The sequence below is a fragment of the Aquimarina litoralis genome, from assembly GCF_039523995.1.
Taxonomy (GTDB): Bacteria; Bacteroidota; Bacteroidia; order Flavobacteriales; family Flavobacteriaceae; genus Aquimarina; species Aquimarina litoralis.
Genome location: NZ_BAAAGE010000006.1, coordinates 189,551 through 200,529 on the forward strand (window position 1 = coordinate 189,551; position 10,979 = coordinate 200,529).

Genomic DNA, 10,979 nt, shown 5'->3' on the forward strand with positions numbered 1-10,979 from the left:
AAGTAACCATATATTATGGCAAGAAATAATGATAAGAATACAGTAAAGAGATTTAATAAAATCTCTATTGGTTTGGCATCTCCAGAGTCAGTTTTAGCTGCATCTCAAGGAGAGGTTTTAAAACCTGAAACTATTAATTATCGTACTCACAAACCTGAGCGTGATGGTTTGTTCTGTGAGCGTATTTTTGGTCCTGTTAAGGACTTTGAATGTGCTTGTGGTAAATATAAGAGAATCCGTTATAAAGGAATCGTATGTGATCGATGTGGTGTAGAGGTAACGGAAAAGAAAGTTCGTAGAGATCGTGTAGGGCACATCAACTTAGTAGTTCCTGTAGCACACATTTGGTATTTCCGTTCTTTACCTAACAAAATAGGATATTTATTAGGGCTTCCTTCTAAGAAGCTTGATATGATCATCTACTACGAAAGATATGTAGTGATTCAACCTGGTATTGCTAAGAATGAAGAAGGTGAACCAGTTCAGAAAATGGATTTCCTTACGGAAGAAGAATATTTAAATATATTAGATAGTCTTCCACAGGAGAATCTATATTTAGATGATACTGATCCAAATAAATTTATCGCTAAGATGGGGGCTGAATGCCTTATCGAAATCTTAAAGAGAATAGATCTTGATGAATTATCTTATGAGTTAAGACATAAAGCGAATAACGAAACTTCTAAGCAGCGTAAGACAGAAGCTTTAAAGCGTCTACAAGTTGTAGAGTCGTTACGTGATGCAAATAAAAATAGAGAAAATCGCCCTGAGTGGATGATTTTAAAAGTGGTTCCTGTAATTCCACCAGAATTACGTCCATTAGTACCTTTAGATGGAGGTCGTTTTGCTACTTCTGATTTAAATGATTTATATCGTCGTGTAATCATACGTAATAATCGTTTAAAGCGTCTTATGGAAATTAAAGCTCCAGAGGTAATTTTACGCAATGAGAAACGTATGTTACAGGAGTCTGTGGATTCTTTATTTGATAATACACGTAAAGCATCTGCTGTAAAAACAGATTCTAATAGACCTTTAAAATCTTTATCAGATTCTTTAAAAGGTAAGCAAGGTCGTTTCCGTCAAAACTTATTAGGTAAGCGTGTGGATTATTCAGCACGTTCTGTAATTGTTGTAGGGCCAGAATTGAAATTATTTGAGTGTGGTTTACCTAAGAATATGGCGGCAGAACTATACAAGCCATTTGTGATTAGAAAATTAATCGAGCGTGGTATTGTAAAGACAGTTAAGTCAGCAAAGAAAATTATAGATAGAAAAGAGCCTGTTGTTTGGGATATCTTGGAAAATGTTCTTAAGGGACATCCGGTATTACTAAACCGTGCTCCAACGCTTCACAGATTAGGTATTCAGGCTTTCCAGCCAAAACTTATTGAAGGTAAAGCGATTCAGTTACACCCATTGGTATGTACGGCATTTAATGCGGATTTTGATGGTGACCAGATGGCGGTACACTTACCTTTAGGACCTGAAGCTATATTAGAAGCTCAGTTATTAATGCTTGCTTCGCATAATATTTTGAACCCTGCTAATGGTTCTCCAGTTACTGTACCTTCTCAGGATATGGTACTTGGGTTATATTATATGACTAAATCTCGTAGATCTACTCCGGAGTTAGTAATCAAAGGAGAAGACCTAACATTCTATTCTCCAGAAGAAGTAATTATAGCTTATAATGAGAAGAGACTCGATATCAATGCTAACATCAAAGTTAGAACTAAAGATATCGATGAGAATGGTGAGCTGGTAACTAAAATAATAGAAACTACTACAGGTAGAGTTTTATTTAATGAAAAAGTACCAGAAAAAGCTGGATATATCAATGAGGTTTTAACCAAAAAATCATTGAGAGATATTATCGGAGGTATTTTAAAGGTAACTAGTGTTCCTGAAACTGCAATATTCTTAGATGAGATTAAGACGTTAGGATATGAGTTTGCATTTAGAGGAGGTTTATCGTTTAGTTTAGGTGATATTATTATTCCGGAAGAAAAACATAAAATGATCGCTGATGCTAATGGTCAGGTAGATAATATTGTGGCTAACTATAACATGGGTCTTATTACTAATAATGAACGTTATAATCAGGTTATTGATATTTGGACCTCTACCAATGCTGAATTGACAGAATTGTCGATGAAACGTATTAGAGAAGATCAGCAAGGATTCAACTCAGTGTATATGATGCTTGATTCTGGAGCAAGGGGATCTAAAGAGCAGATTAGACAGCTTACAGGTATGCGAGGATTAATGGCGAAACCTAAAAAATCTAACTCTGCAGGTGGTGAAATTATTGAAAACCCAATTCTTTCTAACTTTAAAGAAGGTCTTTCAATTCTTGAATACTTTATCTCTACACACGGTGCTCGTAAAGGATTAGCGGATACAGCATTAAAAACTGCAGATGCAGGATATTTAACACGTCGTTTAGTGGATGTTGCACAAGATGTTATTGTTAATATCGAAGATTGTGGAACGTTAAGAGGAGTAGAAGTAACACCTTTAAAGAAGAACGAAGAAATTATAGAAGGTTTAGCTTCTAGAATTACAGGTAGAACTTCATTAGTGGATGTAATTAATCCATTAACTCAAGAAGTACTTGTAGAAGCTGGAGTGGAAATTGATGATGCTACGGCAAAAATTATCGAAGATTCTCCAGTAGAATCTGTAGAAGTTCGTTCAGCTCTTACTTGTGAGGCTAAGAAAGGAATCTGTGTTAAATGTTATGGACGTAACTTAGCTACAGGAAAAACGGTTCAAAGAGGTGAAGCGGTAGGTGTTGTTGCTGCACAATCGATTGGAGAACCTGGTACTCAGCTTACACTGCGTACTTTCCATGTGGGTGGTATTGCAAGTAACATTTCAGAAGAAAATCAGTTAAAATCTAAGTTTGCTGGTAAAGCAGAAATTGAAGAATTAAAGACTGTAAAAGGTCAAGATTCAGAAGGTAATGAAATTGATGTAGTAATTTCTCGTACTTCTGAAGTTAAGATTGTAGACCCTAAAACTAAGATAGTACTTAGTACTAATTTGATACCATATGGATCACAGTTGTTTATTAATAGCGGTGATATGGTAGAGAAAGATCAAAGTATCTGTCAATGGGATCCATATAATGGTGTGATTATTTCAGAGTTTGCCGGTAAGGTGAAATATGAAAATGTAGAACAAGGTGTTACTTATCAAGTAGAAATAGATGAGCAAACTGGATTCCAAGAAAAGGTAATCTCAGAATCTCGTGATAAGAAAAAGATTCCTACGCTTCTTATTATGGGAAGTGGTGATGAAGTACTTCGTTCTTATAACCTTCCAGTAGGTGCACACCTTATGGTAGATGATAATGATAAAATTAAGGTTGGTAAGATCTTAGTAAAAATACCACGTAAATCTGCAAAAGCAGGGGATATTACAGGAGGTCTTCCGCGTGTAACAGAATTATTCGAAGCACGTAACCCTTCTAACCCAGCTGTTGTTAGTGAGATTGATGGGGTAGTTTCATTTGGTAAGATCAAGCGTGGTAACCGCGAAATTATTGTAGAATCAAGAATTGGAGAGATTAAGAAATATCTTGTTAAGTTATCGAATCAAATTCTAGTTCAAGAGAACGATTTTGTACGCGCAGGAATGCCGTTATCTGACGGTTCTGTGACTCCAGAAGATATTTTGAAAATCAAAGGACCTTCTGCAGTACAGCAATACTTGGTGAATGAAGTACAGGAAGTGTATCGACTACAGGGTGTGAAGATTAACGATAAGCACTTTGAGGTGGTAGTACGTCAGATGATGCGTAAAGTAAGAATCCAAGATCCAGGAGATACTATTTTCTTAGAAAACCAGTTAGTTCATAAATCTGACTTTATTCAGGAGAATGATGCTATATTCGGAATGAAAGTAGTTGAAGATGCTGGAGATAGTGAAAACTTGAAGGCTGGACAGATTATTTCACCAAGAGATTTGAGAGATGAAAATTCTATTTTACGTAGAGAAGATAAGAATTTAGTAGAAGCTAGAGATGTTACTCCTGCAACTGCGACTCCAATACTTCAGGGTATTACTAGAGCATCACTTCAGACTAAATCATTTATTTCTGCAGCATCCTTCCAGGAAACAACAAAGGTTCTTAACGAAGCTGCTGTAAGTGGTAAAGTAGATAGTCTAGAAGGATTAAAAGAGAATGTTATCGTAGGACATAGAATACCTGCTGGAACAGGTATGAGAGACTACGAAAGTATTATCGTAGGTTCCAAAGAAGAGTTCGAAGATCGAATGGAACAACGACAAGAAGTAAACTATAACTAAAATATGGAAAGCCTGCCAATTGGCAGGCTTTCTTTTTTATATCCATTATTTTATAAAGAAATAGAAAATGGCAGATCAAAAAAACCAAAAACAAAATCAATTAAATATAGAGTTAGATGATGCGGTAGCTGATGGAATATATAGCAACTTGGCAATTATAAACCATTCGGTGTCAGAATTCGTAGTTGATTTTGTAAATATTATGCCTGGTAGACCTAAGAGCAAAGTGAAGAGCAGAATTATATTAACTCCACAACATGCAAAACGTTTATTAAAAGCATTAGCTGATAATGTGGCTCGATTTGAAGCAGCACATGGAGAAATAAAGGACTATGAGCAACCGCCGATTCCTCTGAATTTTGGACCTACAGGTCAAGCATAAAAAATATATGTTTATTACAAAAGATTTTAGACCCACTAGTTTTATAATTAGTGGGTTGTTTATTATAGATATAACTCTTGCTTGATATGGATATATTTTTTTAGTATCTTAAACACTCTTTATGGCTAATTAGTGAGATATGTCTGATCGAATTAAAACTTATTCTGAATTTTATAAATTCTATCTTAGTGAACATCAAAATAGAACAAGTAGAACGCTCCATTTTATTGGTACTTTTTTAGTTTTTATAATAATTGGTATAGCTATTTATTATAGATGGGGTTGGAAATGGTTTTTAGTTCCAGTGGTAGGATATGGTTTTGCTTGGGTAGGTCATGCGTTTTTCGAAAAAAATAAACCTGCAACATTTAGGTATCCGTTGTGGAGTTTATTATCAGATTTTAAATTGTTTTTTGAAATTCTAATCGGAAAACGTGCTTTCGATAATTCGAAAGATTAATATTTGATTTTCTTATTTATTTTTTACAAATCATAGATTTTGATTATCATTAATGATAAATCGAATCCTATAAACTCTCTTTAACGAGTTTTAATTTTTAATTAACGGTAATCTTAAGCTTTCTTAGAGAAAACTCTGGAAAACTACTTAAAATCGATTTAAAACTCAGAAGTAAAATGAAATGTAATAGAAGGATACTTTTGTTGCGTCATTTGTAAACTAAACGAAGAATCAGCAAGAAATACGAGTTGACCTTGTTTGTCCTTTGCTAAAAACTTGCCTTTAACTCTTTTGAAATCTTTAAATTCGTCATTATTTTCATCTTCGGCATCTACCCAACACGCTTTATGAACATTTAGATTTTCGTAAGTACATTTAGCACCGTATTCATGTTCTAATCTATATTGGATTACTTCATATTGTAAAGCTCCAACAGTTCCAATAACTTTTCTGCCGTTTAATTCTAATGTGAATAATTGAGCTACACCTTCGTCCATTAATTGATCAATACCTTTTGCTAACTGTTTGGATTTCATAGGGTCAGCGTTGTTAATGTATCTAAAATGCTCAGGGGAAAAACTAGGAATACCTTTATAGTTCAGCTTTTCACCGGTGGTTAATGTGTCTCCAATTTTAAAATTACCCGTATCATGTAGCCCCACAATATCTCCTGGATAAGATACATCTACGATTTCCTTTTTTTCTGCGAAGAAGGCATTAGGACTAGAAAACTTTAATTTTTTATTATGTCTGGTATGTAAATAAGGGACATTTCTTTCGAAAGTTCCAGATACAATTTTTATAAAAGCTAAACGATCTCGATGTTTTGGATCCATATTTGCATGAATCTTGAATACAAAACCAGTAAAGTCTTTTTCGTCAGGCTGTACTATCCTAATATCACTCTCCTTAGGTCTCGGAGTTGGAGCAATGGATATAAAACAATCTAATAATTCACGAACACCAAAGTTGTTCAATGCAGATCCGAAAAAGACTGGTTGCAACTCTCCTTTTTGATATAAATCTTGTTCAAAATTAGGGTAGATACCATCCACTAATTCGATTTCTTCTCTCAAAGTTTCCGCTGCATCCTCTCCAATTAACGTGTTTAATTCTGCTGAATTTAGATCAGATATCTCAGTAGTTTCTTCAATGTTTTTTCTACTATCTCCACTAAATAAATTGATGTTTTTTTCCCAGATATTGTATATTCCTTTAAAATCATATCCCATACCGATAGGGAAGCTTAGAGGAGTAACTTTTAAGCCTAATTTTTGTTCTACTTCATCCAAAAGCTCAAAAGCATCTTTACCTTCACGATCTAATTTGTTGATAAATACGATCATAGGAATATTTCTCATTCGGCAAACTGAAACAAGCTTTTCAGTTTGTTCCTCTACCCCTTTTGCTACATCGATTACTACAATAACACTATCTACGGCAGTTAGAGTTCTAAATGTATCTTCAGCAAAATCTTTATGCCCTGGAGTGTCTAAAATATTGATTTTTACGCCTTGATATTCAAAAGCTAAAACAGAAGTTGCCACAGAAATTCCTCTTTGACGCTCAATTTCCATAAAATCACTAGTGGCTCCTTTTTTAATTTTATTAGATTTTACAGCACCAGCTTCTTGGATGGCTCCACCAAATAAAAGTAATTTTTCAGTTAATGTAGTTTTTCCCGCGTCTGGATGAGAAATGATACCAAAGGTTCTTCTTCTGTTGATTTCTTCTGAGAATTTCATTGTCGTTCTATTGCTAAAGTTTGCAAATATACTACATATATGAACAATGGGTAGAAAAGTACATTTTAAGATGTAGAAAATGAAATTATTGTTTTTTTGATGTGTTTTACGGCTAAAAATTGTGTATTTCATCGAAAAAACGAAAAAAATAAGGGAAATTAGATACTAAAATCCTAAATCTATCGCCATATTTGTAGTATGTAGAATTTACGGTAAAACCGTAATTTATTAAGTTTTCTGTAAATTTTACACCTAAAAAGTATTATAAGATACTTGCTTAAATAATACCCAATTATTTTTTCAAGTTTTTGTAAACCATCGTCATATGAAAAGAATTACCCAAGTCTTATTGGGCCAAAAAGGATTTGTATTCCTTATGGCCTCTATGTTTTTATTCACCTATAACGATATCTTAGCCCAAGAGGGAAAGGATGGTGATCTAACAGTAACTACTGCCAATACAATTTTAAATACCTATAGCCCCGTTACCTCGGACATTTCTGCTGGTGATACCACTATCGATGTAAATGATGTGACAACAGACCTAGGTGGATTGGCTAGTGGTGATCTTGTTTTGATTTATCAAGCACAAGGAGCTACTATTGATATTACTAATACGGTTAGTTACGGTGATATTACAGATTATGGGAGTTCTGGTGTATACGAGTTCGCCTATGTTTCTTCAGTGGCAACCAATACAATAACAGTAACATGTGCTATTGCTAATTCTTATTTTGTAGCAGGGAGAACACAGGTAATTAAAGTTCCACAATATAATGTATTAACAATTGATGCTGGAGCATCGGTTACTGCTTTACCTTGGGAAGATTTTGCAGGTAGTAGACGTGGTGGAGTAGTTGTAATTACCGCAACTACGATAAATATAAATGGAGATATTGATGCCTCTGGTCTTGGGTTTAGAGGAGGAGTAGTTGATAATACCACTTCACCGACAGGTGCTAACTTAGAAGCGGATTACGTTTCATCCAGTAATGGAGACTCTGCTGAAAAAGGTGAAAGTATTGTTGGTTTTCAAGCTGACTATGATGCTTTAGGAGGAAGATATGGAAGAGGAGCACCTGCTAATGGAGGTGGTGGTGGAAATGGTCATAACTCTGGTGGTGGAGGAGGTTCCAATGGAAATAATGGGAATGTCTGGTTTAATGGGTCAGGTGTTATGTGTACTGGATGTACAGGAGCAACAGCTTGGACTTTAGATCCCGATTATATAGCAAATGGAAATGCTCTTACCACTTCTTCAGGAGGAGGAAGAGGTGGATACTCTTTTGGATCTAGCAACCAAAATGCTTTAACGTTAGGCCCAGGTAACAGTGCCTGGGGAGGTGATCATAGAGACGCTGTTGGAGGATTAGGAGGAAGACCACTAATCGCAAATGAACAAAACAGAATATTCCTCGGAGGAGGAGGAGGAGCTGGAGATAGAAATAATAGTGCTAGTCAGGATGCTGCCAATGGAGGTGGTATTATTCTGTTAGGTGCAGATACTATCGCTGGATCTGGTAATATTATTACAAATGGGGCTAATGCTTTACCTACTGTACCGGGACATAATGATGCACCTGGTGGAGGTGGAGGTGGAGGTAGTATAGTTTTACGGGCCGCTTCGATCGCTAATTCTCTTACTTTAAGTGCTAATGGTGGTAATGGTGGAGATCAGTTAATTACTGGTAATGAAAATGAAGGTCCTGGTGGAGGTGGAGGAGCTGGTTTTGTAGCTATTTCTGCGGGTACGCCAACGATTAATATCAATGGTGGTTCGAATGGTATTACAAATAGTGGTGCTTTAACGGAATTTCCAGCAAATGGAGCTACCGAAGGAGCTAGTGGAGAGTCTGTGACTGGTATTAGTAGTAGTGCTATAACTTGTTCTAACCCAGGTACAATTAGTGGATTAGTATATAATGATGCAGACGGTAATGGTGTACAAGGTGGTGGAGAATCAGGTATAGGAAGTGTTACCATAGTAATTACAGATGTAAATGGTAATACGCAAACGATAGAAACAAACCCTGATGGAACTTATACAGCTACGTTACCACCAGGAAATGCTACGATTGATATTCTAGATTCTGATACGGATTTACCTGCAAATGCTGTTCAAACAGAAGGAGACGACCCTACAAGCATCACAGTTGTCGCGGGTACAAACACTGCATCTACTCCAGATGGTTTTGTAGTAGATACAGATGGTGATGGTATTGGAGATCCTTCGGATAATTGCCCGGTAGTTTCCAATGGAGATCAAACAGATACTGATTTTGATAATGTGGGGAATAGCTGCGATAATGATGATGATAATGATGGAATTCTAGATACCGATGAAGGGCTTAATTGTGCTACAACTGATATTAATATAGGTACGGCTCCAACAGGTAATCAAAATGGAGTAGGGTCTATTAGTGATATTTATGATTTTGATGGAGTAGATGTAGATATTACGACTACAATTAATCAAGTAAATGGTGGTTCTTTAAATATATTACAAGTAGAGAATACTACCACATTAAGAGTTCAGGGAGAAGAAATAGATGGTGGAGCATCGGAAAGTTTAGTGTATACTTTTACCTTTAGCGAAGCAGTAACTGGTGTAAAGTTTAGATGGTCAGGAATAGATCAGGGAGATAATGTAGCAGTTACAGCGGCTGGACCTAATGTACAGAGTATTTCTTTAGGATCTTTAATGAATGCTTCGGCTTTTCCAAATAGTGATTATGCTATCGCTTCTGGAGGTGCGTCTCATATCATAACGAGTAATAATACTTTATCGCCTACCATAACTTCTTTTACTAATGGTTCTGGTGATACCTCACAAAATTATTCTGATATAACCATAGAAGGATTAGTTACATCTTTTTCAATTACTACGAATAAATTTAGACAAGATGGTGATATAACAAATAATGGACTTATTACTTTTCTATTTTCAAATTTCACATATTGTACATACGAAGATGCTGATGGAGATGATATTCCTAATCATTTAGATTTAGATTCAGATGATGATGGTTGTAGCGATGCGAATGAGGCTTACAACGATGCCAATGCTGATGGAGGTGATGGTGGTCAGTTTGGTACAGTAGATCCTGCAAATGTGGATGCTAATGGGCTTGTTACAGAAACAGGTGTGGATTATACATTAGGAACGAATGCTAATGTTACAGCTGGAGGTGCAAACATTTGTACGGCTCCAACACCAGTGACATTACACCAAAGTCCAGCTTGTACGGGTACTGTATATAGTTTAATTTGGGACGGATTTGTTCCTAATGGAATTGATGAGTTTGACTGGACACCAGATGGTGCTTTAACGAATACGTTTAATGATGTTGATGGTTCAGGAATAAATATAACACATACTTTTTCTGGTGAAACAGGAACATTAGGTACTTGGCCAACTACTGGCTCTACGCAAAGCCCTTCCGTAGATTCTAATGGTTCTGGAAATCTAGCTGATGAAGTATTAGAATTTTTTACAAGTGGTTTTGGAACAACAGGAATTACACAAACAATAACATTTAGTACTGATATATATTCTGTAGGATTTGATTTATATCATATAAATTCAAATGGTTCTGGAAGTGGGGATTTGTTTACAGTAACTGCTACTGATGGTGCTGGAAATACAATTTTTCCAACATTTACAGATTCTGGAACACCTTCATATACATCCAATGGAGCTAATGGACAAATAGATGCTACTGGAAGTTCTGTTGCTAATGATAATGATCAAATAGGTGTTAATTTTGAAGATTTAGATGGAATAGCAAGTATTACAATTGTATGGCAAAACTGTTCTACCTGTAATACCGGAGCTCAACATGGTTCTGCTATTGGAGGATTTGATTTTTGTACAGAGATACCACCATCAAGTGACTTGAGTTTATCAAAGAGTGCTGTATTAACAACAGATGCTGATACTAGTGGAAGTATTAGTGCTGGTGATACAGTTACCTTTACAGTAACGGTAAGCAATGCTGGTCCTAACAATGCTACGGGAGTAGGCGTAGGAGATACGGTTCCAGATGGGTATACTACGATAGGTAGTATCAGTAAC

General features: G+C 35.8%; 5 protein-coding genes. 4 read left to right on the forward strand and 1 reads right to left on the reverse strand.

The features are described 5' to 3' along the window. Positions 1 to 15: 15 nt before the first annotated feature. The 3 genes from rpoC (at position 16) to ABD077_RS23070 (ending at position 5,159) form a co-directional block, all read left to right on the forward strand. On the forward strand, positions 16 to 4,317 hold the full coding sequence (gene rpoC / locus ABD077_RS23060) for a DNA-directed RNA polymerase subunit beta' (RefSeq protein WP_343914554.1): 4,302 nt from the start codon (positions 16 to 18) through the stop codon (positions 4,315 to 4,317). 67 nt (positions 4,318 to 4,384) lie between these two features. Next, positions 4,385 to 4,699 (forward strand): DUF3467 domain-containing protein, encoded by a 315-nt coding sequence (locus tag ABD077_RS23065; protein ID WP_343914555.1) that lies wholly within the window; start codon positions 4,385 to 4,387, stop codon positions 4,697 to 4,699. A gap of 139 nt (positions 4,700 to 4,838) precedes the next feature. Then, positions 4,839 to 5,159, forward strand: a complete 321-nt coding sequence (locus tag ABD077_RS23070; RefSeq protein ID WP_343914556.1) for an Mpo1-like protein — start codon at positions 4,839 to 4,841, stop codon at positions 5,157 to 5,159. 158 nt (positions 5,160 to 5,317) lie between these two features. On the opposite strand, the gene ABD077_RS23075 is transcribed toward ABD077_RS23070, so the two are convergent. Next, complete coding sequence (locus tag ABD077_RS23075) at positions 5,318 to 6,904, reverse strand: peptide chain release factor 3 (RefSeq protein WP_299611101.1); 1,587 nt, start codon at positions 6,902 to 6,904, stop codon at positions 5,318 to 5,320. Between the two features lie 325 nt (positions 6,905 to 7,229). On the opposite strand from ABD077_RS23075, the gene ABD077_RS23080 reads away from it, so the two are divergent. Beyond that, on the forward strand, positions 7,230 to 10,979 hold a 3,750-nt coding region (locus ABD077_RS23080; protein ID WP_343914557.1), incomplete at its 3' end, for a beta strand repeat-containing protein.

Excerpts from the sequence above, each read along its gene's own strand:
- rpoC (WP_343914554.1), top strand. The coding sequence starts at position 16 with ATGGCAAGAAATAATGATAAGAATACAGTAAAGAGATTTAATAAAATC.
- ABD077_RS23065 (WP_343914555.1), top strand. The coding sequence starts at position 4,385 with ATGGCAGATCAAAAAAACCAAAAACAAAATCAATTAAATATAGAGTTA.
- ABD077_RS23070 (WP_343914556.1), top strand. The coding sequence starts at position 4,839 with ATGTCTGATCGAATTAAAACTTATTCTGAATTTTATAAATTCTATCTT.
- ABD077_RS23075 (WP_299611101.1), bottom strand. The coding sequence starts at position 6,904 with ATGAAATTCTCAGAAGAAATCAACAGAAGAAGAACCTTTGGTATCATT.